Raw genomic sequence first — 23,845 nt, 5'->3', positions numbered from 1 at the left:
TTTCGGCCACATCCGGGCTCACAAGCCCCAACGTTCCTTTCAGATGTACGCCGGGGCCGCCCGCCGCGGACGAGAGGGGGCGGCGCCGAACTCACCGACCGAGTGGGGTCCAGCCCGACGGCAGGGGCCCGTCCGGGTCGCCGCGCTCGCGATCGACCGCGGCGGACCATCCCTGCGCGGCATCCACCGCGTCGAATCCGCCACGCGCGAGCCGAAACCCGACGTCCTCGTGGGTCGCCCGCGGGGGCCCACCCCGCCGGGTCGAGGCCCGTACGCTCCACGCGTCGTCGGCGAATCCGCCACCGCGGAACACCCGGTAGTCGGCGTAGCGGGCGGGGTCGAGCAGGTCCCAGCACCACTCCCAGACATTGCCGAGGGTGTCGAACAGACCATTCAGGTTGGGCAGCTTGCCGCCGACGTTCTGCGGGGTCGCCGTCCCATCGCCGCTCGTCCACGCCACCTCGGCGAGCGGTCCGTAGTGCGCACCGGTCGACCCGGAGCGGCACGCGAACTCCCACTCGGCCTCGGTCGGCAGACGGTAGCCGTCGGAATCGACGTGCCAGGAGACATCCTGACCCTCGAACGAATACGCGGGGTCGAGGCCTTCCCATTCCGACGCTGCATTGCAGAATCGGATGGCACGCAGCCAGCTCACCTCGACCGCCGGGCGCCGGGGGTGGACGGATGTCTCACCCAGGATCTCGGCCAGCTGCTCCTCGGTCACGGGATACACCCCGATCTCGAAAGGCTCGAGGTCGACGGTCCGGCGTGCTTTGCGTCGCGCATCGTGGAGCGTGACACTCCCCGCCCCGATCCGGGCCATCTGGATGTCGTCCACGGGCCTCCGTCCGACCGGGATCGAGCAGCTGGTTTCTGCGGTTCAGGCTCCGGCGGCGTCCGACCCGCCCGGGGCAGACACGGGCGCAGCGACGGGCGCGCCCGCCGACCCCTCGGCGATTCCGCGCCCCAGCGCCTGCCCCTGGATGATCGCGCTCAGGTCGAGACCCGTCGCGGCCTTCACGCTCTCGAACGTCGCCGAGAGGCTGGTCGACTGCTCGCGCGCCATGTGGGTCCCCGCGGTGTCGCCGCCGACCAGCGTGATGTTGCCGATCTTCTGGTAGCCCTTGGCGAACTCGGCCATCAGCTGCGGCAACTGACCGATGATCTCCTTGGCGAGGATCGCATCCTGGTTCTCGCGCAGCGCCTCGGCCTCGGCGGCGATCGCCTCGGCCGTTGCGGTACCGCGCAGGCGGATCGACTCGGCCTCGGCCTCGGCCTGCACACGCACGGCCAGGGCATCGGCTTCCGCCTGCACCCGAACCGCCGCGGCCTCGGCGGACGCCGCGGCCTCGCGGGCCTTGGCCTGCGCGTTGACGGCGTAGGCCTCCGCGTCGGCGCGCTCCTGGGCGACCTTGCGCTCGGCCTCGGCGTTCTTCTGGCGCTTATAGGCCTCGGCGTCGGCCGCGGTCTGCTGCTGGTACGCCTGGGCTTCGGCATCCGTCTGCTGCTTGTACTTGTCGGCGTCGGCGACCTTCTTGACCTCGGCGTCGAGGCGCGCCTGCGTGTTGTTGGCTTCCTGCAGGAGGACGCCCTGCTCGGCCTCGGCGCGGGCGAGGTTCTCGGACTGCTCGGCGAGCGCGTTGGCGCGGCCGACCTCCGAGAGAGCCGCGGCCTTGTTCTTGTCGAGCGCGGTCTGCTCGATCAGGTTCGCCTCGTCGGCGGCGAGCTGACGCTTCTTGACCTCGCGCTGCGCGTCGATCTCGGCGACATCCGCCTGACGGCGCACGCGCTGCACCTCGACCGCACCGAGCGCCGAGATGTAGTTGTTCTTGTCGGTGATGCCCTGGATCGCGAACGAGTCGAGCACGAGCCCCTGCGCGAGCAGGTCGCCCGAGATGCCCTCGGCGATCTCGTCGCTGAGCTTCTGACGGTCCTGCATGACCTGTTCGACCGTGAGCTTCGCGACGACCCCACGCAGCGCACCCTCGAGCTGCTCCGTGGTGAAGATGACGATGGCCTCGTCCTGCGACGCGAAGCGTTCCGCGGCGCGGCGCACCTGATCGGGCGTCGAGCCGATCTTGACGAGCGCGACGCCGGTGAGGTCGATCGTGACACCGTTGATGGTTTGCGCGGTCGGCTCGAACTTGATCTGGCGGGATCGGAGCGAGACCTTGTCGGATCGCTGCGTGAGCTTGTTGACGAGAGCGCCGCGACCGCTGATCACGGTCATCTTGTTGGCTTCGCCCTCGGTGCTGTCGCGGGCCTTCTTTCCGACGATGACGATGGCCTCGTCCGCCCGCGGCACCTGGTACCAGAGGCGGAACAGGATCAGCACGATGATCAGGACGACGAAGACGATTCCGGCGCCGACGGCGAGGGCGATGAGGGCGAACAGATCCATGCGGGTGGGTCTCCTTCTTCAGGCCTGCCGCGTGCACGCCCTGCCATCCAACCTATGCGTATAGGGAATTTCGCGCTTCCCCGACTTCCGCCGCGGTCCCCGAGCCCGTGGAAGGGACCCCGGTCGTTGAGCGAACGCAGCCCCACGGTTGCTGAGCCTGTCGAAGCGCCCCACTCGACCCGCGCGCGAACGATATGCTCGTGCCGCGAGCGCACCCGGACGCCCGCCCCATTTGACCCGAATGGATGGCTCGAGTGCTGTCACGCAGACAGTTCCTGCTTCAGAGCGCGCTGCTCGCCGCCGCGACCGGCCTCAGCATCGACGTGCTCGCGCCGCGTCTCGCGGCGGGAGCGGCCGCGGCTAGGACCACCGACATCCCGACGACGCTCCTGCAGACGATCCGCCAGGGCTCGATCGTGAAGGGTCAGTACCGGGGTCTGACGACCGGCCCGGGCGAGCCGTACATCCCCCGGCTCGACGTGCTGCGAGCCACCCCGAGCATGGCGCGCAAGGCATGCCGCCGGTCGCTGCTCTACATGGGGCATCTGTCCGACCTGCACGTGATCGACGCCCAGTCGCCGGGTCGCATCGAGCCGATGATCGTGCAGGACCACTCGGCGTGGGGCTCGGCGTTCCATCCGCACGATCCCCTCAGCCCACACGCCACGGCCGCGATGGTGCAGGCGTTCTCGGATGCCCGCTACAGCCCGCTCACCGGCGCCCCGATGGGCGCGGCGATCGTCACGGGCGACAGCGCCGACATGCATTCGCACCTCGAGCTGCGCTGGTACATCGACCTGATGGACGGCCTCGCCGTCGTCCCCGCCAGCTCCGGCAGGGCATTCCAGGGCGTGCAGGCGTGGGCGGATGCCACGTGGGCCTATCGTCCGGGCGACCCGGCGGGCGGAGCGTTCGGCGACTACGGCTTCCCGCGCCTGCCCGACCTGCTCGCGCAGGCGATCGCCAAGCCCGTCGAGTCCGTGGGCCTTCCGGCGCCCTGGTACGCCGTGTACGGCAACCACGACACCCTCCTGCTCGGTACGTTCGACCTCAGCCCGCAACTGCACGCCATGGCGATCGGCGGACAGAAGTCGTACACGCTGGATGGCACGGCGGGAAGCATCCTGAACGGCTACTCGTCGAGCGGCAGCGTGTTCCAGCAGGCGGTCGACGCGCTCGGCCTCGCGCTCGGACGCCCCGGTTTCCGCAGCGTCACGGCGAACCCCGAGCGGTACCTGTTCGAGCAGCGCGAGTTCATGGCCGAGCACTTCCGGACCCAGTCGGCGCCGGGGCCGATCGGGCACGGGTTCACGCAGCACAACCTCGACACCGGCGAGACGTGGTGGCAGACCGACCTGACCCCGCACATCCGCGCGTTCGGTCTCGACACCTGCAACCAGGTCGCGGGTCCGGATGGTGCGGTGCCCGGGGCGCAGTTCCGATGGCTCGAACGCGAACTCGAGAGGGCACAGACCGAGCAGAAGCTCGTGCTGATCTTCAGCCACCACAACAGCCTGACGCTCGAGAACCGCGCGCAGCGTCCGGGCGATACCGAGGTCCTGTACGGCGCCGAGGAGTTCGTCGATCTGCTGCTGAAGTATCCGGTGGTGATCGGATGGCTCAACGGGCACACGCACCTCAACCAGATCCTCGCCCACACGTCTCCCACGGGCGGGTTCTGGGAGATCACGACGGCCTCGTGCATCGATTTTCCGCAGCAGCAGCAGGTGGTCGAGATCGTCGACAACCGCGACGGCACGATGTCGCTGTTCACGACCGTGCTCGATCACGCCTCGCCGGCCGTGCCGGGGACGAGCGGCAGTGTCGCGGATCTCGCATCGCGCAGCCGCGAGTTCGCCGCGAACGACTGGGCCGAGACGCCCATGATGCGCCGGGGTTCGCCGCTCGATCGCAACACCGAGCTGCTGCTGCGGGCCCCGTTCGATCTGTCGACGATCACGGATGCTGCGCTCGAGAGTCAACACATGACCGAGCACGCTCGACTCGTCGCCTACGAGACGGCGAGGGGCCTGTGAGCGCGCGGCGAGCGTGGGCGCCCGTGGTCTTGGCTGCCGCGCTGCTGCTCGCGGGCTGTTCGCAGATCGCGGCGATCGCTCCGGTCGGCGGCAATCACCTGGCCGAGGTCCGGTACGCGGCGATCGACGTGCTGCTCGATGCCGACGTGCAGATCCTGACGGCGCCCGTGTGCGCGCAGGCGCCCTCCGGCGAGGTCTCATGTCAGGGCGAGACCGCGGACGGCACCGACATCTCGGTCCTCTCCCCCGCCGATGACCAGACGGTCGTTACGGTGACGGTCGGTGACGATGAGCTGTACTCGGGTTCGATCATGGACGTCCTCGACGAGGCGGCGAGGAACGGATGACTCGGCTCTTGGCTCGTTCGTGGCCCGTATTGCTCGGCGCGATCGTCGGCAATGCGCTGCTGCAGGCGACGCTCGTGGCGCCGTTCGTGCGACCGTCACTCACGGTCTTGTTCGTGGCGCTGTTCGTCGCGTCGTTCGTTGCGTTGGTGGCGGCGTTGGCCGTGATCGTCGCGCGGCTGCGCGTCGCCGCCCTCGGCGCGGGTGCGGGTGGCGCCTGGCCGCGATGGTCCGACTCGGCCGCATCCGCCGCAGTCGTGGCGGCCGTTGCTTTGGCTTCGCTCGCGTCGACCTGGCTCACGCCGGTCGCAGTCGTGGCTGCGATCATCGTGCTTGCGGGCATCGCTGTGGGCCGCGGTGCTGCGGGGTTCGCGACGTTCCGTCACGCGCCGGTGCGTGCGATCCTTCTCACCTTGCTCACGATCGTTGTGCTGGTCGTGGTCGGCCCTCCGGGTCTCGGAACCCTGCTGGCAGGCTTCTTCATCACGGGTTGGCCGGGCGCCGCGCTGACGTGGCTCGGCTTCGGCACGGCGGGCGTACTGCTGCTCACGGCCTGGACGGCCCTGGCGCTCCGGTCGTCGAGCGAGAGCAAAGCCCGAGTCGAAACGCCGCGACCTCACGGTCGCTGAGCCTGTCGCAGCGGCACGCTCGACCACGGGCATCCGTCGTCCGTTCGGGAGGATCTGGTCACTCGGGAGGGAGGATGTCGGGGATTCGGCCCTCCCGAGTGACCAAGCCCTTCGGAGCGAACGGGCGGCCGGCGGGCCAAGGCTCGCCACGGTCGGTGGCACCTCCGCGACCGCCGCGGCGCATCCTCAGCCGCTCAGGCGCATCCGCGGTCGCTGAACTGTCGAAGCGACCAGCCCGAGCCCGCACCGCTCACACCCGCAGCACCAGCGCCTCCAGCGCCTCCAGCCGCGCATGGGGATCCCCCGCGATCTCGACCGTGCGGACGGGCTCACTCACGACATCCGGATCGTCGACAAGTTCCCGAAGCACCTCATCCATCCCAGCCCGCAACGCGAGGTGCTCGTCACTGCCCACGTGAATACCATCGCGCGCCTCGAGAGGCAGCACGACCAGCAGGTCAACGTTCGCCATCGCCGCCGCCGTTATCCGCACCGCCCGCGCGAGCAACTCGTCGTCGAGGGGCACACCCGTCAGCTCGGCGGTCGCCAGAAGATAGGCGAGGAAGTCGATCGGTCCGCGTTCCGCGATGACCGCGTCAGCGGGAGCGAGTTCACCGAGCCGCTGAGCCGCGATCCGCAGTTGTGCGGCGAACATGCCCGCGCTCGGCGAGTCATCCGCTTCGTCGAGCATCTCGAACGGATCGGACAGAACGACGAACTCCGGATGCCTCAACACAAAGTCCGAGATGAGGGTGCTCTTGCCGCTTGCATGAGTTCCGGACACCACGATGCGCATAGCGAGACGTTACCGACGTGTCAGCGGAACGGGTTCGGGGTGTCGGAGCCCGAGGCATCCGCTGCTCCCGCGGCATGACCCAGATCCCAGGCATCGCCGCGACCCTCGAGCTCGCGAGAGAGGGCGTCGGCGTCGAGAATGCGCTTGGCCAGACGGACCCAGTCGCCCCAGTGCGCCTCGACGGCGGGAGCATCGTCCGAGGTGCGGAGGGCCCATTTTTCGGGCGCCTCGGCCGGGGCGAGCGAGAGGGTGCCGGTTGAGATGAGGTTGCGACGGGGGTCGGGCATGACGGGCTCCGTGAGGGGGTCAGGTGGGTCGGGCGGGCCGCTTCGGCAGGCTCAGCGACCGGAGGCCGACGCATCCGTAAACAAAAAAGAGCCCGGCCCCCGCGAGCATAGAGCGCGCGGGAGCCGGGCCCCCCAACGTGCGACAACGGCCAATGTGGAGATGGGGGGAATCGAACCCCCGTCCATCACTGTGATTCTGCGCCTTCTACGGGCGTAGCTTGTGCTGACGTTCTGCTCGGCTCCGACCTTTGCCACAAGCATCTAGGTCGACGAGCCCAGCCTGAGAAAAGTCCCGCGTGACGTTCAGGCGCCGTCACACAGCAAGATCCCTAAATGACGCCAGGGTCCGTGTCGGGATCACACACGGTCTGACGGACTATCGGGCTCGCTTACGCAGCGAGGGCGAAGTCAGTGCGCTTGGTTTCGGCACTTATTGTTTTGCAGAGATCGTTTACGAGATAACCCTGCATCCTCGGCCCGCTTCTCGCAGGTTCGCAGGCGATGTCGAAACCGATCATCCCCATGGTCCTTCTTTCGAAGGGGCCGTTGTCGCACGCTGTTGAGTTTCCACACTCGGGATGTGTCTTGCCGACACCCGAGCATCTCAGTTTACAGCCTCGCCGGGCCCCTGGCCACCGCCGGAGCAACTCGGGCTCGCACCACACAGAACACAAACGACTTCCGCGGGCACTGGCGGACACCCGGTCCCACTCAACCCCCGTGGGGGCCGCTCGAAGGTGAGAGAACTCTCATGCGAATGCCTCGTTTCGGCGCGTGAATACGCGGATTTTCGGCCTCGGATGTCGGAGGTCGTTCGTAGAGTATCGAACATGAGTTCGAATCAGACCCTGGACGTGGAGGCGCTCGACGATGCCTCCGTTCTCGGTCTGGTCGAGGGAATCGTGGCGTTGCGCAAACAAGCAGCACAGGTCCACGCGGCCGAGGTTCGGTTGCTCGCGACGGCGGGCGAACTCGCGGCATCCCGTTCGGCGGCGTTGCGTTCGGATTCGCGGGAGCGTGAGATGCACCTGCGCTCGATCGCGGCGGAGCTCGCGCTCGCGGTGCGCGCCTCCGACCGGACGGTGCAACGCCAGATCAACGACGCCGTCGTGCTCGCCGAGGACTTCACCCCGGTGCTCGAAGCCCTCGAAGAGGGCCGGATCTTCGTGGGCCACGCGCGCGTGATCCTCGACGCGGGCACGCCGATCCAGGACCCCGAGGCCCGCCTCGTGTTTGCCGCCGACGCGGTCGCACGGGCCGAGAACCTCTCCCCCGCACGCCTGCGCCCCGCGGTCGAGGCTCTCGCCGAACGCCTCCAACCCCGCACCGTCACCGAACGGCACCGCGACGCCCGCGCCGACCGTGCGGTCACGGTCACCGACCGGCCCGACGGGATGGGCGAACTCATCTACATCGGCCCCGCCACCCTCGTCCACGGCATCTACGACCGCCTCACACAGCAAGCACGCGCCGTCCGCAACGCCGCTCAGCCGGGCGCGTCGTTCGGGCCCGCCGCCGTGGATCCGAGCGCGGGCCGGGGCACGGGTGCCGCCACGACGGATGGTGCGGGTGTCGATACCTCTGACCGCACACCCGAGCTCGCCCCCGACTCGCGCACGATCGACCAGCTCCGCGCCGACGTCTTCGCCGACATGCTGCTCACCAGCGCGCCACAAGACGACCCCACCCTCGACTCGGCCGCCGATCCGTCGCTGGGGTTCGGCGGGCTCGGCGCCATCCGGGCGATCGTGCACGTCACTGTCCCCGCGCTCGCCCTCGCCGGGTTGAGCGACGAGCCGGCCGAACTCGTCGGACGTGCGCCGATCGACATCGACACCGCCCGCCGCCTCGCGGGCCGCGCGACCGGGTGGGATCGAGTGCTCAGCGACCCCGTTCACGGCGGGATCCTCGCCGTCGACCGGTACACCCCCAACGCCGACCTCAAACGCTTCCTCCGCGCACGCGACGAACACTGCCGATTCCCCGGATGCCGCCAACCCGCCCACCGCTGCGACATCGACCACGGCCACGACTGGGCCCACGGCGGCACGACGTGTGCTCACAACCTTCATCACCTCTGTCGACGCCACCACACCCTCAAGCACGCGACCCCGTGGCAAGTCAGGAATCTCGGCGGCGGCGTCCTCGAATGGACCAGCCCGACCGGCGCGATCTACATCGACGACCCACCCTCGCGCGTCCGCTTCGCCCCGACCGGACCCCCACCACCCTTCTAGGCACCACCCCGCCCACCGGTCGTTGAGCCACCAAAGCGAGTCGAAATGCCCGCGCAGCCCGCACACACTCTGACCCTGCCCGACCAGACGGGCACACCGGCCCACCGAACTGTCACAAAACGCTGCATCCAAGCGACAAATCGAGCGTTCGGTGACAGCTCGATGCCACAATCCACGCCCAGACACGCGGCACAACGCTGCGCAGTCACAGCGCGCGGCCGAAACCGCCCATCGCGTATCCAGCCCGAACGCCTAGAGTCGCAGGCATGAGCGACGTCATCATCACGGTCCGCGGCGAACACGAAACCCGCGTCGCCCCCGAGGAGGGGGTCGTACACCTCAGCGTTCGGTGCGACGGACCCGAGCGCGGCCCCGTCGTCGAACGCATCGCCGCCATCGCGGCACCGCTCCGCGAAGAGCTCGCGGCGCGCCAGGCATCCGGCGAGGTCAGCGAATGGTCCAGCCAGCGTGCGAACGTCTGGGCTGAACGCCCGTGGAACAACGAGGGCAAACAGCTCCCCCTCGTCCACCACGCGAGCGTCGACGTCGTCGCCACCTTCACCGACTTCGCCGCCCTCTCGTGGTGGGTCTCGGCCGTCGCCGAACGCGAGGGCGTGCAGGTCAACGGCGTCACGTGGCAACTGACCTCCGCCACCCGCCGCACCGTCGAGGCCGAGGTCGCCGCCCGCGCCGTGCACACCGCCGTCTCGCGCGCCACCGCCTACGCCAACGCCATCGGCCACGCATCCGTCTCCCCGCTCGAGATCGCCGACATCGGCCTGCTCGGACGCCCCGAAGCCGACCCCGGCCCGCGCATGATGCGGGCAATGGCGACGGATGCTTCGCCCACCCTCGACTTCCAGCCCCAGGACATCACGGTCACGGCCGGCGTCGAAGCGCGGTTCGCCGCCCGCTGACTCGCCCGGCCACCTCCCCACACGCAAACCGGCCGTCCCCGCCGTGCCATCCGCACGACCAAGACCGTGACACGCCGTCTCACACACCCCGGCACGGCGTGTCGAGGCATCCGTCGTGCGGACGGCACACGGCCGAGCTCAGAGAACCGTCCGGCCATGGCTAGGGTGTCACCATGAGCGTCGCGACCGAGCCTGTCCCGCCCCGGCCCGGCATTCCTGAACGCCTCAGCCGGATGATCCAGCTGCAGACCGTCAGCGCCGAACTCGACAGCCGCGGACCGGACGCCTTCGAAGCATTCGTCGACCTCCTCGCCGAGCTCTACCCCCTCATCCATGAGCACCTCGAACTCGAGCGCATCACCGACTTCGGCCTGCTATTCCGATGGCCGAGCACGAGCCGCTCGAAGCATCCCGTCGTCCTCATGGCGCACTACGACGTCGTACCCGTCGACCCGAGCGATGCCTGGACCTTCCCGCCCTTCGAGGGACGGATCGCGGATGGCTGGGTCTACGGTCGCGGCACGCTCGACGACAAGGGACCCCTGCTCGTCACGCTGGAGGCCGTCGAGAACCTCCTCGCCGCGGGCTTCACCCCCGCCCGCGACGTGTACATCTCGCTCGGAGGCGACGAAGAAGTCTTCGGTGAGGCCGCCCGGGTCATCGCACAGACCCTCCGCGACCGCGGCATCGTGCCCTGGCTCGTCCTCGACGAGGGCGGCGCGATCGTCGACGCACCCCTGCCCTTCGTCGCGGGACAGGCGGCGATGGTCGGCGTCGGCGAGAAAGGGATCCTGACCCTGCGCCTGACCTCCCGAGGCGACGGCGGCCACGCATCCGCTCCCCCGACCCTCACCGCGGTCGGACGCGTCTCACGCGCCGTCGACCGGCTCGGCCCGCGCACGTTCCCCGCCCACACCCCACCTGCGATCGCACGGATGCTCGGACTCTTCGCCGACGGCACACCCCAGCCCGCACGGACCCTGCTGCGCGTGCTGTCGAGGTTCCGCCCGCTAACGGCACAGGTGTTCGCCGCGCTCGGCGGCGAACCGGCCGCGCTCGTGCGCACGACCATCGCCGCGACGATGCAGGACGGCGGCACCGCCGCGAACGTGTTGCCCTCACAGGCATCCGTCACCCTCAACCTCCGGATCGCCCTCGGGTCCACCGTAGCCGCGACCGTTCGCCGTGTGCGCCGCCGCATCGGCGACCCGCTCGTCACGGTCGAGGTGGTCGAGGGCAGCGAACCATCGCCCGAATCCCCGACCGACAACACGCAGTTCGCGCTCATCACCGAGGCCGTCGCCGCCTCTCACCCCGCGGCCCGCACGGTGCCCTACGTCATGATGGCGGCCACCGACTCGCGCCACTTCCACCGCTTCGCCCCCGCCGTCTACCGGTTCGCACCGCTCGCGATGTCGTCCGCGCAACGCGCCTCGATCCACGGCGTCGACGAGCGGGTCGAGATCGCCGAACTCGAGCGCGGCGAGCTGTTCCACCGCACCCTTCTGCAGCGGATACAGTGATCGCACCCGAACAGAGAGAGCACCGATGAACCCTCGTGCCGGAGCGCTGGGCGCGCTCGCCAGCGTCGTCGGATTCCTCGCGTTCGTCGAGTTCACGAGCGGCATCCTGCAGGGGTACTACACCCCGATGCTCACCGACATCGCGCGCAACCTCGACATCCACGACGCCGACGTCAACTGGCTCGAGGGTTCGCAGCTCATGCTCTCGGCACTGGTCGTGCCGGCGCTCGCGAAGCTCGGCGACATGGTCGGACACAAACGGATGCTTCTGGTGTCGACCGCCGTGACGGCCGCTGCATCCCTCGTCCTGCCCTTCACCGACTCGTTCGCCATCTTCCTCGCGGCGTGGGCGCTGCAGGGGTTCTACGTGGTCTGGCTGCCGCTCGAGATCGCCCTGATCTGGTCGCGCTCGCGCTCGATGCCGGGCCGCGCGATCCTCACCGCCCGTGCCGCGGGACTCCTGGTCGCGGCGCTCGAGTTGGGCGCGATCAGCGGTGCGCTCATCGGCGGGGCGCTCGTCGATGCGCTCCCCCTGACCGTCGTCCTGCTCATCCCGGCCATCGCCGTCGTCCTCTGCTTCTTCGTCATCCTGTTCGGGGTCAAGGAATCGCCCGAACCTGTCGGCGGGCGCTTGGACACCGTCGGGCTGGTCCTCATCTCCTTCGCCCTGATCGCATTCACGGGCGGCCTCAGCTTCCTGCGCCTCAACGGCGTCGGCGACGTGCTGTCGTGGGCCCTCGTCGCCCTCGGCATCCTGCTCGTCATCCCCTTCGCGCTGTGGGAACTGCGCCACGACGACCCGCTCATCGACGTCCGCATGTTCCGCTCCCCCGCCCTCGGCCCGGTGTTCCTCACCGCGGGACTCTTCGGTGTCAGCGTCCTCGGGGCCCAGGCGCCGCTCTCGACCTTCGCGCGCACCGACCCCGAGGTCTACGGGTACGGCCTCGGCACGGCCGGCTTCACGACCTCACTCATCATCGGCGTGTACCTGATCGCGATGATCATCGGCGCCCTGCTGTTCTCACCCATCGCCCGCAAGATCACGCCGCGTCTGACGCTCATGGGCGCCTCGACCCTCGTAGGCGTCGGATTCCTGATGTTCCTGCCCTTTCACGACACCTACGCGCAGGTCCTGACCAACATGATCATCGTCGGCTTCGGGTCGGGAGCGCTGGTCGCAGCCCTTCCCGCGGCCGCGGCATCCGCCGCCCCCGCCACCCAGACCGGCGTCGCCACGGGGCTGACCAATTCGGTCAAGACGGTCGGCGGCGCGATCGCGTCGTGCGTCTTCGGCATCGCGCTCATCCAGGGCGCGACGGGCGCCGCGGCCGAGGGCACCGCCGGATCGTTCGCGGGCTACGTCACCGTCTGGGTGGTGTGCGGCACGACGGCCCTCGCCGCCGCCGTTCTGCTCGCGTTCGTGCCCAAGCAGGCCTTCACCGACCGCGCTGTTGCCGCGGCCGAAGCCGAACCCGTCGTCCGGTAGCGGAGAGATCTACTCGCCGAGGCGATTCTTCGTGCGCATCGCGCGCTCGGCCTCGCGCTTGTCCTGACGCTCGCGCAGGGTCTGGCGCTTGTCGAACTCGCGCTTGCCCTTCGCGACCGCGATCTCGACCTTGGCCCGACCGTCCGAGAAGTAGAGCTTCAGCGGAACGAGCGTGTAGCCGCCGGCCGAGACGGCGTGGGAGAGCTTGACGATCTCTTCCTTGTGCAGCAGGAGCTTGCGTGTGCGCTTGGTGGCGTGGTTCGTCCAGTGCCCCTGCGAATACTCCGGGATGTGCACGGCGTCGAGCCACGCCTCGTTGCCGTCGATGTACGCGTAGCCGTCCGAGAGATTGGCGCGACCCATCCGCAGCGACTTGACCTCTGTGCCCGTGAGCACCAGACCCGCCTCGTACGTCTTCTCGATCGAGTACTCATGGCGCGCGCGACGATTGGTCGCGACGACCTTCTCCCCGCGTTCCTTGACCATGGTGTTCCTCGCTGACGTTGCCGAACCGACGTTGCCGTGCCGACAGCGCCGAACCGACGTTGCCGTGCCGCCCGTGCGGCAGCCGGTCAGTCTATCAGGGCAAGGGTCCCGAGCGCCTACGCGCGCAGCCAGCGCCGGATGGCGAAACCCGCCGACAGCGCTGCGAGCACGACGCCGAGCGCGATGATCACCGGAATCACGATCCAGAGTTCGCCCGCACCCACCCATGTGGTGATGAAGGCGACTCGATCGCGCAGGTAGCCTTCGACCCCGAACTCGATGCCAGCCCAGATCGCGACGCTCGCGAGGGCCGAGCCGACGAGCGCCGCGAGCACGCCCTCCAGGATGAAGGGGGTCTGAATGAAACGGTTGGATGCTCCCACCAGTCGCATGATGCCGAGCTCTCGCCGTCGAGCGTATGCCGACAGGCGAATCGTCGTCGCGATCAACAGCACCGCCGCAACCAGCATGAGCCCCGCGATGCCGACGGCGATATAGGTCGCCACGGTCAGCGCCTGGAACAGCGGCTCGAGGTATTGCAGCTGATCTTGCACCTGCTCGACGCCCTGCATCCCGCTGAATGCCTCGACGATGACATCCGACTGGGACTGGTCGACGAGGTTCACGTAGAAGGTCTGGTTGACCTGGTCGGGTGTGATGACGTCGGCGTATTCCGGGCCCAGCTGCTCGATCGTCGCCGCGTATGCCTCATCCCTGTTCTCGAAACGCGTCTCGCGAATCAGGGGCTGCAGCGCGGGCGATACCAGCGCTTCGCTGACGGCGTCGACCTGTTCCTGCGTCGCCTCGCCGTCGGCGCACGTCGCGCCGGTCGAGATCGAGGTGCACATATAGACGGCGACCTGGGCACGCTCGGCCCAGTAGTCCTTCATCGTTCCGATCTGCATCTGCATCAGGATCGCGGCGCCGACGAACGTCAGAGACACGAACGTGACGAGCACGACCGAGATGACCATCGAGGCATTGCGCCGCAGGCCCGAGAACGCCTCGGCCAGGATCAGCTGAACCCTCACGAGGTCGAACCCACGGTGTCGTCTTCATCGCGTTCGCCGAGGCCCAGGCGATCGGCGATGCCGACCTCGGGCAGGTCGGGCAGGTCGATGACGATCGGCCCGGTGAGCGAGGCGCGGGGCGGCTCGGCATCGTCGGCCTCGTGTTCGGCCACGGGTGGATCAGCGGGAGTGAGCGGCTCTGCCGAGGGCTCCAGGTCGTACTCGGCCATCGAGCCGGTCGGAACGGACGCGGCATCCCTCGACCCTGTGGCCCCACCATCCGGCGCACCTGCCGGAGCAGCGGACTCGTGAACCGCGGCAGACGACGCGACCTCGGTGGGAGGTGCCGATTCGGCATGCGCTGCCGACCGACCCAGGGCATCCGCTCCGACCGCCTCGGCGACCAGATCGACGGCGGTCGCGGCGACCTCGAGCGGCCCGGTCGCGGGACCCGCATCACCCGCGGCCACGCGCTGCTGCAGTTCGAGCACGGCGGTGAGGGCGGCGATCGATTCCGCACCGCGTGTGACCTCGGGTGCCAGACGCGGCAGCTGCGACCTGTCGCCGTAGCCGCCGTGCGTCTCGTCGCGCACGATCTCGCCCGCCGACAACTCGATCACGCGGCGCTGCATCTGGTCGACGAAGCCGGCCTCGTGCGTCGCCATCAGCACCGTCGTGCCACCCGCATTGATGCGGGCGAGCAACTGCATGATGCCGATGGATGTCGCGGGGTCGAGGTTTCCCGTCGGCTCGTCCGCGAGCAACACCTGCGGGCGGTTGACGATCGCTCGGGCGATCGCGACGCGCTGCTGTTCCCCACCCGAGAGCTCGTGGGGCAGACGCTTCTCTTTTCCCGCCAGTCCGACGAGCTGGAGCGCCTCGGGCACGGCCTGCTGGATGAATCCGCGCGACGAACCCGTCACCTGCAGCGTGAAGGCCACGTTCTGGAACACGGTCTTCGAGGTCAGCAGCCGGAAGTCCTGAAACACAGCGCCGACGTGGCGGCGGAAGTAGGGCACTTTGCCGTTCGAGAGCGTGGAGACGTCGCGGCCGAGCACGACGACGCGGCCGGCGGACGGGACATCCTCACGCAGCACGAGCCTGAGGCACGTGGACTTCCCGGACCCGGATGCGCCGACGAGAAAGACGAACTCGCCGCGTTTCACCTCGAAATCGACTCCGGCGAGTCCGGGTTTCGATGAACCGCGGTAGGTCTTGGTGACGCTTTCGAACCTGATCATGGCGATCCGAGCCTAAGCGCGTCCGCGCCGTGGCCCCCGAGCGACACCCGGGCGCGGCGGATGGATCGGGTTCAGTCGTCGACGGGACGCTTGCGCCAGCGGATGCCCGCCGCGATCAGCCCGTCGAGGTCGCCATCGAAGACCGCCGCGGGGTTCCCGACCTCGTACCCGGTGCGGAGGTCCTTGACGAGCTGCTGTCCGTAGAGGAAGTACGACCGCATCTGGTCGCCCCAGCTCGCGGTGATGACACCCGCGAGCTCCTTCTTCTTCGCCGCTTCTTCTTCGCGCTGCAGCAGCATGAGGCGCGTCTGCAGCACGCGCATGGCAGCGGCACGGTTCTGGATCTGCGACTTCTCGTTCTGCATCGACACGACGAGCCCGGTCGGAAGGTGGGTGATGCGCACGGCTGAGTCGGTCGTGTTGACCGACTGACCGCCCGGGCCCGACGAGCGGAACACGTCTACGCGGATGTCGCCCTCAGGAACATCGACCTCGACGGCCTCCTCCATGACGGGGATGACCTCGACCGCGGCGAACGACGTCTGGCGCTTGTCGGCCGAACCGAACGGGCTGATGCGGGCGAGACGGTGCGTGCCCGCCTCGACTGACAGGGTGCCGTAGGCGTAGGGGGCGTCGATCTCGAAGGTCGCGGACTTGATGCCCGCACCCTCGGCGTAGGACGTGTCCATGACCTTGACGGGGTACTTGTGACGCTCGGCCCAGCGCAGGTACATGCGCATGAGCATCTCGGCGAAGTCCGTCGCGTCGTCCCCGCCGGCGCCGGAGCGGATCGTGACGACCGCGCCCCGCGGGTCGTACTCGCCGTCGAGGAGCGTCTGCACCTCGAGCTGGCCGATCGTCTCGGTCAGCTCGGCGAGCTCCTTGCGAGCCTCTTCGGCGGACTCCTCGTCGTCCATCTCGAGCGCGAGCCCCACGAGCACCTCGAGGTCGTCCAGGCGGCTCTCGACGGAATCGATGCGCGCGAGCTCGGACTGACGGTGGCTGAGCGCGCTCGTCACCTTCTGTGCGGCATCCGGGTCGTCCCAGAGATCCGGCGCGCCGGCGGCATCGCTCAGCCGCTCGATCTCTTTCCGGAGTGCGTCGACGTCCACCACCGCCTGAATATCGGCGAAGGTGGCACGGAGGGCCTGAATTTCGGCGGAGAGATCGAAGTCGAGCATGACAGTCCAGACTAACGTGGATGCACGTGACCTATCGCCCTCCCTCGCCTCCCCCGGGCGACGGTTCTCGTCGAGAGACCGCGGCGGTGCTCGGGCGCTTCGCCCCGATGATCTACGGACCGACCGTGCTCTTCGCCGTCGGCGAGGGCGCCGTGCTGCCACTGCTGCCCGTGCTGGCGGCGCGACTCGGCGCCGACATCGCGGTCGCCGGGCTCGTGGCATCCGCTCTGGTCGTCGGTCAACTGGTCGGCAACCTGCCCGCCGGATGGGCCGTCGCCCGCATCGGCGAGCGCCTGTCGATGGCGATCGCGCTCGGGATCGCCATGCTCGGTGTGGCGGGCGCGCTCGTCGCCCCGAACATCGGGGTGCTCATGGCATCCGTCCTGCTGATCGGGCTGTGCGCCGCGGTCTTCGGGCTGGCGCGGCACTCGTTCATGACCACGCGCGTGCCTCTCGCCTACCGGGCCCGCGCCCTGTCACTGCTCGGCGGCACGTTCCGCCTCGGCATGTTCGTCGGCCCGTTCATCGCCGCCGCGCTGCTCGCGATCTTCGGCACCGAGGACGCGACGCTCTGGTTCTTCGGCATCTGCCTGATCGGCACCGCCCTGCTCGTGCTGCTGGGCCCGGATCCCGAGGCGCGACTCGCGGCCGAAGAGGCGCGCGGGGACGAGATGGATGACTCGGGTGCCCACGCGACGGAGCCCGGCGGCGTCGAGCGGACCGATATCGAACCGGAAGACACGGGCGAGGCCGTCACGGGTGCGATCCCGACATCCGAGCGCATCGGCGTGCTCCGCACGATGTGGCACAACCGGGGCGTGCTGGTGCGGCTCGGTCTGGCCGCGGCATCCCTGTCGTCCGTGCGGTCGGCGCGTCAGCTCGTGCTGCCGCTGTGGGGCCTCTCGATCGGGCTGGATGCCTCGACCATCGCACTCGTCGTCGGCATCTCGGGCGCCATCGACTTCGCCCTGTTCTACGTCAGCGGGCAGATCATGGACCGGTTCGGGCGCCTCTGGGCCGTGCTGCCGTCGATGGTGCTGATGGGCGGCGGGTTCCTCGCCCTGTCCGTGACGCACGACCTCGACGACGCGTCGATGTGGTTCGCCGCGTTCGCCATGGTGCTGAGCGTCGGCAACGGCCTCTCGAGCGGCATCCTGCTCACACTCGGAGCGGACGTCGCGCCCAAGTCGAACCCCGCACCGTTCCTCGGTTCGTGGCGCACGCTGACCGACGCGGGCGGCGCGGTGACCCCGCTGCTCGTCTCGGGTGTGACCGCCGTCTGGTCGATCGGAGGCGCGGTGGCCCTGATCGGCGTGATCGGTGTCGTGGGCGCGGCCGCCTTCGCACGGTACGTGCCGCGGTTCGTCCCCCGCGTGCGCTGACGCAGGCCCCGCACCCCCAGGCCCCACACCCCCAGGCCCCGCGCTCTGGGGGGGGTGCTACGGGGCAGCACATGAGCGAGCTCAGTCGTCGGCGAACAGCGCCAGCGTGGCGGCCCCGACGATCGGGCCGTCGCCACTCAGCCCGCTCGGCACGACGCGGACGCGCCGGGCGTACGGCAGGACGCTGGACTCGTCGGCGAATCGCTGCACCAGGTCGACGTAGTCACGGGCGACGTTCGAGAATCCCCCGGCGACCACGGCGATATCGAGGTCGAGCAGTGTCGACGCGCCCGAGATCGCCTCCCCGACGGCGCGTGCCGAGCGTTGCACCGCGGCGTGGGCGATCGGGTCGCCGCTGGCGTAAGAGACCGCGAGTTCCTCACCCGTGGCGCCATCCCACCCCTGTTCGCGCGCCCAGGCGACGGTGCGCGGTCCCGAGCCGAGCGATTCGACCGTGCCTGCGAACGGGTCCGCGTCGAGGCGCTCGCGTAACCGCAGCTGACCGATATGCCCGGCGTTGCCGCTGCGGCCGAGAGTCGGCTGGCCGTTGACGATGAACCCGCCACCGACACCCGTCGACACGATGAGCGCGAGCGCGCTCAGCGCCCCGCGTGCCGCGCCGAAGCGATACTCGGCGAGCGCGATACAGCTGCCATCCAGCGCCATCCGCACTGGCAGGGGTGCGAATCTCGCGCCGATGACGGAGCGGACCTCGGCCCCGTCCGCGCCCGGCATGTTGAGAGGCGCGATCGTGCCTGTGACCAGGTCGATCGGTCCCGCCGAGCCGACGCCGATCCCGATCACATCGCCGTCCGCGGGCCGGGCCTCGAAGGCACGCGTCGCGGCGCTCAGCACCGCCTTTTCGAGCCCCGACCGCGTGATCGTGGTGCCGGTGGGCTCGCGGAAGGATGACCCCGGCACCCGCCGCCCGCCGCGGTCGATGAGCGCGGCCTCGACCTTGGTGCCCCCGATGTCGATCGCCAGGGCGAGGTCACGACCGGAGGACCCGGATGGTTCGGGCAGGCGTGCTTTCACCTGCCCAGCTTGGACCGGCCGCGCCCCGATGCAAAGACAGGCTCTTGGCGACCCGTCAATCGACCGCTGTCCGGCTGGTCGCGGTCGCGTCGAGCGCGACTCCCGCGGGAACGAACACCGAGAACAGAATCGGATGCCACGTCGCCGCCACCGTCACCCGCGCCGAGACGCCGTCCGGCGTCGTCGCCGACACCAGCGAGACCCCCGACCCCGCGATACCGACCAGGGCACTCGCCTGCGATCGCACGCCCTCGTCGGTCAGGATCGCGCGCGGCTGACCGTCCTGCAGTACCAGCGCAAACCCGTCGGCACCGGCCAAGGCCGCGGCATCCGCCACCGAATCGACACGCTTCTGCGCGAGGTACAGGCTCGCGGCGTTCGCCCCGACCAGGATCAGAGCAATCGCGAGCACCGCGTATCCCAGGGTCAGGAGCATGACGGAGCCCTCGTCATCCGGGTCGACGTGTGAGTCGGAGCCGTGGCGCCCGACACGTCGTGCGATGCCCGTGAGCGTGTCACGCATACGTCGTATCGCGACGTTCATTCGGCCCGCCAGAACCGTGAGACCTTGTGTACAGCCGTCGCCGACACGGGCACGCTCGCGATTCGGTCGAGACCCAGGACCGGCGGCACGAGGGGCAACGGCACCCGCGCGGCCACCGAGACGACCATCGTCGCCCCGGCGCGCGGACACTCACCGCCCGCCGGGAAGCACGCGAAACCGACGTCCATTCCGCTCGCGTCGATGCCGTACTCGTCGGCGGTCGTCCGAAGGATCGCGGCCGCGCGGGCATCGGCGCTCGCTGTATCCGGTGCCATCGCGATGGCCCGCGCCAGGTGTCGAGCCCCCGATTCGACGCCCAATGCGTGCGACTGGATCACGCCGAGGGACGCGATCAGGTACACCAACGGCACGAGCAGAAGCAGCCCGACGACGATGAACTCGAGGGGCGCCGAGCCACGCTCGTCGTCTCGAAGCGCGCACCGCTCATCACTCCCGAGCGAACCCCGCCGCGACCGTCCTGCACGCCGGACTGTCCCCCTAGTCCAGAGTCTCCGCGGGTGCATACGCGCTCACCTCCAGCGCCCACGGCACACCGATCAGGCCGACCAGCGGCAGCGTCGTCCGCACCGTCACCTCGACCGCCGGGTACCCGAGGCGGTCGCTGTCTCGCGCCGAGACATCCTCGGCGAATGCCCCGCCGACCGTCCTCGTGATGATCTCTCGCGTGCGCGCGACACCCTCCGAGAGGCTCGTGTCGGCGAGCGCCGCCCGGTGTGCGCCCTCGACCGCGGCGTCGTGCACCACGTTTCGCACGTAGACGGCCACGCCGAACTGGATGATCGCGAGGGTCAGAACCGTCAGGACCACCCCCACGAGCACGAACTCGACGGGCGCGGAACCACGCGAGTCGAGAACGAGGCCGCCGAGCCGGCGATTCCGCAGAGCCATCAGCGGGTCAAAGACCCGAGACGCGCGCGATCGCCTGCTGGAACAGCTGGCCGAGGGCCGGTCCTGCGAGTGCCCAGATCAGCACGACCAATCCTGCTGTCATCAGCGTGATCAATACCCAGCCGGGTACGTCACCACGCTCGTCGTGCACGGTGTCCGCAAGGCGGCGGCGGGCGGCGAGCACTCCGCGGGTGATCGTCGAGGCGGCTGTTGCATACATGTCGGTCCTTTCGTTGAGCGGTCAGCCGAGCCCGAGGCGCAGCATGAAGACGCCCGGATAGACGGCGTAGATCACGGACAGGGGAAGGATGAGGAAGACGAGCGGTACGAGCATCAGGATCTCGGAGCGCCCGGCCCGCTCGATCAGCTCGTGTCGCGCAGCCTCGCGCGCATCGTGCGCCTGAGCCTGCAGGACGTGTACGAGCGGGGCACCACGATCGAGCGCCGCGACGAGTTGATCGACGGCCCGAGAGAAGGCGGGAAGCTCGAGCCGACGCGACAGCGCCCCGAGCGACTCGCCGAGCGACGACCCGGTGCCGGCCTCGAGAACGACCCCGGCCAGTTCGCGCGACAACTCCCCGCTGCCGATCGATCCGACACGACGAAGCGCATCGAGCAGGCTCTCGCCCGCGGCGAGACACAACCCCAAGAACTCGAGCACCGGCGGGAGCTCCTCCTGGAGCCGCGCCCGCCGGGCCGCGGCGGCGCGCTGCAACAGAACATCGCACAGCACGACCCCCGCCAGCGCCGCGATAGCGGGCACGGCCACGACGACCGGGGTGAACCCCCCGGCGAGCGACACCCCGATCAGCACGACCGAGCCGACGAGCAGGCCACCGATGCCCCACGCCAACTGCCGCGCCCGGAATCCCTCGACGCCACCCGCACGACCGGCCTGCGCCAGCCTCCGCGCGATGGTCGCCGAACCGCCGAAGAGTGCCGCGAACCGGATGCCCGCTGCCGCGAAAGCACGTCCGATGGTCGGTGACGCCCAGGCATCCGTCGTCAGCCACGGGGTCATGCCCCGGGGATCCGTCACGTCGCGCACATACGGCGCGATGCGGCGCTCGAGCGGAAGCGCCCGCCACCGTGGCAACAGTGCGATCAGAAACCAGGCGCCCAGCCCGAACGCCGTGCCGAGCACGACCGCGAGCGCCAGGGAACTGAGCGGAGCGGCGCCGAACACTCCCGCGTTCATGCGAGCCACCGCCGCGGCTCGGGAAGTCGTCCCAGGCCGAGCATCAACCGGTAGGCCAGCAGCGAGACCAGCCCGCCGGCGACCACGAGCGCGATTCCCTCCGGACTCGCGTACGCGCGCGCCCCCTCGGGCCGCAACGACAGCAGCGCGAGGATGACCCAGGGCGCGACGACCCCGAGCAGGGCGGCGCCGCGAATCCACGACTGCCGCGCCTCGACCTCGGCTCGCAAGGCCGCATCGGCGCGGACCGCCGTCGACAGTGCCCGCAGCACCCCGGGCAGCTCGGTCCCGCCGACGTGCCGCGCCATCCGGAGCGTCTCGACGATGCGGTCGGCGATCGGGTCGGCGAGCAGGGCCTTGAGGCGCAGCGCGCTCGAGTCGAAGTGCCCGGACGCCGCCATGTCGCGCGCAAACGTCGCGAACGCGGGACGCAAGAGCGGCGGCGCCGAGACCGCGAGATTCGCGACGGCATCGGGCAACGACATGCCCGCCCGGACAGCCGAGATGAGGTGGTCGCAGACGTCCGACCACAGCCCCCGACGCGAGCGGATGAGTTGGGTGCGCCGACCCCGCAGCCACAGCACCGGCGCCACCCCACCGAACAGCGCCGCACAGACGGCGAGGATCGGCACCCCGAGCAGCAGCCAGGCGAGCGCCGCACCGATGGCCGCCAACAGCAGCGACACGGCGACGACGACGCGTGGTCGCACGTGCGACATGCCCGTCTCCTCGAGCAAGCGAGACAGGGCGCTCGACCCGGCACGCGCTCCCGCGCCCTCCGGTGGCTCGGGGCGCTTGGGCCACAACCACGGCGCGATGGCGAACAGCAGGCCCGCGGCGAGCACCCCACCCCAGAGGAAGGTCACGTATCGCCCCCGACCCGCTCGACCTCGATCGCTCCCCCGACGATGCGCCCGGTCGTCGCGGCGATCTCACTCACCCGACGGCGTCCGTCGGCATCGCGGGAGCAGTGCACGACGAGGTCGACGCCCGCGGCGATCGCGGGCAGGACGAAGGATGAATCGATGTTCCGGCCTGCCAGGAGGGGCAGAGCGGCGAGTTTGGCCAGCGCATCCTTCGCGGTGTTCGCGTGAATCGATGCCATGCCGGGCACACCGGTGTTGAGGGCCAGCACGAGGTCGAGCGCCTCGGCGTCACGCACCTCGCCGACGACCAGACGGTCGGGCCGCATGCGCAGCGCCTCTTTCACGAGGCGCCGAAGCGACACCTCGCCCGTGCCCTCGAGGCTCGGCTGCCGACCCTGCAGCGCGACGATGTCGGGCGCATCGACGCCGAGCTCGAACGTCTCCTCCACCGTGACGACACGGTGATCCGCGGGGCACGCGGCGATCAGGGCCGCGAGCAGCGTGGTCTTGCCCGCGTGGGTAGGACCCGAGACCAGGATGCTTCGACCGGCACCGACCGCCCCGCGCAGCAGATCGGCATCGGCGTGACGGAGCGACCCGAGCCCGACGAGCGCGTCGAGGTCGCGGTAGGCCGGCGTGAACTTGCGGATGTTCACGGACCAATGCCGGCGGGTGATGTCGGGGATCACGACGTGGACCCGCGAGCCATCCGGCAGCGATGCGTCGACGAACGGCTGACTCAGGTCGACGCGCCGACCGGTCGGGTGCAGCATCCGTTCGACCAGGTCGCGCACCTGCTCGTCGGTCAGGCGGACCGCAATCCGCTCCGAGACACCGGCCCGGGCCACGAAGATCCGGTCGGGCGCGTTGATCCAGACCTCTTCGACCCCCGGATCGTCGAGGTATGGCTGCAGCGGCCCGAACCCCGTGACCTGAGCCAGCGCGCCGCGCACGCACGCCGCCTCGTCCTCGACGAGCGGTAGGCCCCGGGCCAGGGCGACATCGTTGTGCCTGCGTACCTCGGCGAGCGCGAACCGATGTGCGGCCGCAGGATCGAGGGCCGGATCGATCCGCTCCGCCCGCAATCGATCCCGCACCCGCGCCGCCACGACCTGCTCTGGAGACGCATCGATGGATGCCATCGCGGCAGGAAGAGCGGGGCCGCGATGGGCGGAATCGAGGGCGGACGGCACCAGGGCATCCTCGCAAGATGCCCGCGGAGGCATCCGGAATTATCCACAGGCGGCCGACGGCACGTCGAGCGCGACGCCTGGGGGTATTGGGATGACCTATATAGCAGGTCGGCAAAGGTCGTTTGCTCTCGGCACCCCTGCGAC

Annotated in this window: 24 protein-coding genes and 1 other RNA gene; 8 read left to right on the top strand and 17 right to left on the bottom strand. The window is 69.6% G+C overall.

Features of this window, described 5'->3' with window-relative positions:
* Positions 1–91 precede the first annotated feature (91 nt).
* Both CGU35_RS04910 and CGU35_RS04905 read right to left on the bottom strand, forming a co-directional pair.
* The gene (locus tag CGU35_RS04910; RefSeq protein ID WP_374935773.1) at positions 92–823 is read right to left on the bottom strand and encodes a formylglycine-generating enzyme family protein; all 732 of its coding nucleotides are present in this window, start codon (positions 821–823) and stop codon (positions 92–94) included.
* A gap of 57 nt (positions 824–880) precedes the next feature.
* A complete protein-coding gene (locus CGU35_RS04905; RefSeq protein WP_100810504.1) occupies positions 881–2,401 on the bottom strand; it encodes an SPFH domain-containing protein in 1,521 nt (506 codons plus the stop codon).
* 254 nt (positions 2,402–2,655) lie between these two features.
* On the opposite strand from CGU35_RS04905, the gene CGU35_RS04900 reads away from it, so the two are divergent.
* The 3 genes from CGU35_RS04900 to CGU35_RS04890 are packed head-to-tail and all read left to right on the top strand — an operon-like array spanning position 2,656 to position 5,410.
* Complete coding sequence (locus tag CGU35_RS04900) at positions 2,656–4,437, top strand: TIGR03767 family metallophosphoesterase (protein ID WP_198519520.1); 1,782 nt, start codon at positions 2,656–2,658, stop codon at positions 4,435–4,437.
* 23 nt (positions 4,438–4,460) lie between these two features.
* Entirely contained in the window at positions 4,461–4,784 is a 324-nt protein-coding gene (locus CGU35_RS04895; protein WP_146048032.1) for a hypothetical protein, read from the top strand.
* Positions 4,781–5,410, top strand: a complete 630-nt coding sequence (locus CGU35_RS04890) for a hypothetical protein (protein WP_146048033.1) — start codon at positions 4,781–4,783, stop codon at positions 5,408–5,410. The genes CGU35_RS04895 and CGU35_RS04890 overlap by 4 nt, the downstream gene beginning before the upstream one ends.
* A 250-nt stretch (positions 5,411–5,660) precedes the next feature.
* Here CGU35_RS04890 and CGU35_RS04885 read toward each other — a convergent pair whose 3' ends face one another.
* The 3 genes from CGU35_RS04885 to ssrA form a co-directional block, all read right to left on the bottom strand.
* Positions 5,661–6,206 (bottom strand): AAA family ATPase, encoded by a 546-nt coding sequence (locus CGU35_RS04885; protein WP_100810500.1) that lies wholly within the window; start codon positions 6,204–6,206, stop codon positions 5,661–5,663.
* 20 nt (positions 6,207–6,226) lie between these two features.
* A complete protein-coding gene (locus tag CGU35_RS04880; protein WP_100810499.1) occupies positions 6,227–6,493 on the bottom strand; it encodes a hypothetical protein in 267 nt (88 codons plus the stop codon).
* Between the two features lie 152 nt (positions 6,494–6,645).
* Positions 6,646–7,015: a transfer-messenger RNA gene (ssrA, locus tag CGU35_RS04875) on the bottom strand.
* Between the two features lie 308 nt (positions 7,016–7,323).
* Between ssrA and CGU35_RS04870 the strand changes: the two genes are divergently transcribed.
* The 4 genes from CGU35_RS04870 (at position 7,324) to CGU35_RS04855 (ending at position 12,656) form a co-directional block, all read left to right on the top strand.
* Positions 7,324–8,730, top strand: a complete 1,407-nt coding sequence (locus CGU35_RS04870; protein ID WP_157813894.1) for an HNH endonuclease signature motif containing protein — start codon at positions 7,324–7,326, stop codon at positions 8,728–8,730.
* Positions 8,731–8,996: 266 nt separating this feature from the next.
* Complete coding sequence (locus CGU35_RS04865) at positions 8,997–9,647, top strand: SIMPL domain-containing protein (RefSeq protein ID WP_100810497.1); 651 nt, start codon at positions 8,997–8,999, stop codon at positions 9,645–9,647.
* Between the two features lie 173 nt (positions 9,648–9,820).
* Positions 9,821–11,170 (top strand): M20/M25/M40 family metallo-hydrolase, encoded by a 1,350-nt coding sequence (locus CGU35_RS04860; protein ID WP_100810496.1) that lies wholly within the window; start codon positions 9,821–9,823, stop codon positions 11,168–11,170.
* Positions 11,171–11,195: 25 nt separating this feature from the next.
* Positions 11,196–12,656 (top strand): MFS transporter, encoded by a 1,461-nt coding sequence (locus tag CGU35_RS04855; protein WP_100810495.1) that lies wholly within the window; start codon positions 11,196–11,198, stop codon positions 12,654–12,656.
* Between the two features lie 9 nt (positions 12,657–12,665).
* On the opposite strand, the gene smpB is transcribed toward CGU35_RS04855, so the two are convergent.
* From smpB to prfB, 4 genes are all read right to left on the bottom strand, one after another.
* The gene (smpB, locus tag CGU35_RS04850; RefSeq protein ID WP_100810494.1) at positions 12,666–13,142 is read right to left on the bottom strand and encodes an SsrA-binding protein SmpB; all 477 of its coding nucleotides are present in this window, start codon (positions 13,140–13,142) and stop codon (positions 12,666–12,668) included.
* 116 nt (positions 13,143–13,258) lie between these two features.
* Positions 13,259–14,173, bottom strand: a complete 915-nt coding sequence (gene ftsX / locus CGU35_RS04845; protein WP_100810493.1) for a permease-like cell division protein FtsX — start codon at positions 14,171–14,173, stop codon at positions 13,259–13,261.
* Entirely contained in the window at positions 14,170–15,393 is a 1,224-nt protein-coding gene (ftsE, locus tag CGU35_RS04840; protein ID WP_100810492.1) for a cell division ATP-binding protein FtsE, read from the bottom strand. Before ftsE ends, ftsX begins: the two co-directional genes overlap by 4 nt.
* 71 nt (positions 15,394–15,464) lie before the next feature.
* Positions 15,465–16,574, bottom strand: coding sequence for a peptide chain release factor 2 (gene prfB, locus CGU35_RS04835; protein ID WP_100810491.1), 1,110 nt, complete (start codon positions 16,572–16,574; stop codon positions 15,465–15,467).
* 20 nt (positions 16,575–16,594) lie between these two features.
* Here prfB and CGU35_RS04830 point away from each other — a divergent pair, with 20 nt between their 5' ends.
* Positions 16,595–17,956 carry an MFS transporter gene (locus CGU35_RS04830; RefSeq protein WP_374935772.1) on the top strand — a complete coding sequence of 454 codons (1,362 nt, stop codon included), beginning with the start codon at positions 16,595–16,597 and terminating at the stop codon, positions 17,954–17,956.
* Positions 17,957–18,037: 81 nt separating this feature from the next.
* On the opposite strand, the gene CGU35_RS04825 is transcribed toward CGU35_RS04830, so the two are convergent.
* From CGU35_RS04825 to CGU35_RS04790, 8 genes are all read right to left on the bottom strand, one after another.
* Complete coding sequence (locus tag CGU35_RS04825) at positions 18,038–18,991, bottom strand: ROK family protein (RefSeq protein ID WP_232711152.1); 954 nt, start codon at positions 18,989–18,991, stop codon at positions 18,038–18,040.
* Between the two features lie 55 nt (positions 18,992–19,046).
* Positions 19,047–19,427, bottom strand: coding sequence for a hypothetical protein (locus tag CGU35_RS04820; protein WP_100811280.1), 381 nt, complete (start codon positions 19,425–19,427; stop codon positions 19,047–19,049).
* Between the two features lie 104 nt (positions 19,428–19,531).
* Positions 19,532–19,897: a TadE family protein gene (locus tag CGU35_RS04815; protein ID WP_332870754.1), complete on the bottom strand. Its 366-nt coding sequence runs from the start codon at positions 19,895–19,897 to the stop codon at positions 19,532–19,534.
* 136 nt (positions 19,898–20,033) lie between these two features.
* Entirely contained in the window at positions 20,034–20,444 is a 411-nt protein-coding gene (locus CGU35_RS04810) for a TadE/TadG family type IV pilus assembly protein (protein WP_100810490.1), read from the bottom strand.
* A gap of 7 nt (positions 20,445–20,451) precedes the next feature.
* Positions 20,452–20,664, bottom strand: a complete 213-nt coding sequence (locus CGU35_RS04805) for a hypothetical protein (RefSeq protein ID WP_100810489.1) — start codon at positions 20,662–20,664, stop codon at positions 20,452–20,454.
* A gap of 21 nt (positions 20,665–20,685) precedes the next feature.
* The gene (locus tag CGU35_RS04800; RefSeq protein ID WP_100811278.1) at positions 20,686–21,642 is read right to left on the bottom strand and encodes a type II secretion system F family protein; all 957 of its coding nucleotides are present in this window, start codon (positions 21,640–21,642) and stop codon (positions 20,686–20,688) included.
* A complete protein-coding gene (locus CGU35_RS04795; RefSeq protein ID WP_100810488.1) occupies positions 21,639–22,508 on the bottom strand; it encodes a type II secretion system F family protein in 870 nt (289 codons plus the stop codon). Before CGU35_RS04795 ends, CGU35_RS04800 begins: the two co-directional genes overlap by 4 nt.
* Complete coding sequence (locus CGU35_RS04790) at positions 22,505–23,650, bottom strand: CpaF family protein (protein WP_100811277.1); 1,146 nt, start codon at positions 23,648–23,650, stop codon at positions 22,505–22,507. The genes CGU35_RS04795 and CGU35_RS04790 overlap by 4 nt, the downstream gene beginning before the upstream one ends.
* Positions 23,651–23,845: the final 195 nt, after the last annotated feature.

Source organism: Microbacterium sp. BR1 (assembly GCF_002812725.1).
GTDB lineage: Bacteria > Actinomycetota > Actinomycetes > Actinomycetales > Microbacteriaceae > Microbacterium.
This window is presented reverse-complemented; position numbering and strand designations above follow the sequence as displayed.